This window comes from Streptomyces spinosus (assembly GCF_020400655.1).
Classification (GTDB): domain Bacteria; phylum Actinomycetota; class Actinomycetes; order Streptomycetales; family Streptomycetaceae; genus Streptomyces; species Streptomyces argyrophylli.
Genome location: NZ_JAINRC010000089.1, coordinates 1 through 223, shown reverse-complemented (window position 1 = coordinate 223; position 223 = coordinate 1). Strand labels below are relative to the sequence as shown.

The window sequence follows — 223 nt, the reverse complement described above, 5'->3', positions numbered from 1 at the left end:
CCGGCCGGAACTGACCGCACAGCGCTTCACCGCCAACCCCCTCAGCCCGCCCCGCCCTGACCCGCGCGTCTACCACACCGGTGACCTGGTCAAGTGGCGGCCGGACGGCACGCTGGAATTCATCGGCCGGATCGACAACCAGGTCAAGGTGCGCGGCTACCGCATCGAACTCGGCGAGATCGAGAACGCCCTGACCACTCACCCCCAGGTCCACGCCACCGCC

At 69.5% G+C, this 223-nt stretch carries 1 protein-coding gene; it reads left to right on the top strand.

All coding sequences use genetic code 11. From position 1 onward, the window contains the following. Window positions 1-223, top strand: a 223-nt coding sequence (locus LG395_RS41050; RefSeq protein ID WP_225814711.1) for an AMP-binding protein, incomplete at both ends; no start/stop codon positions are given.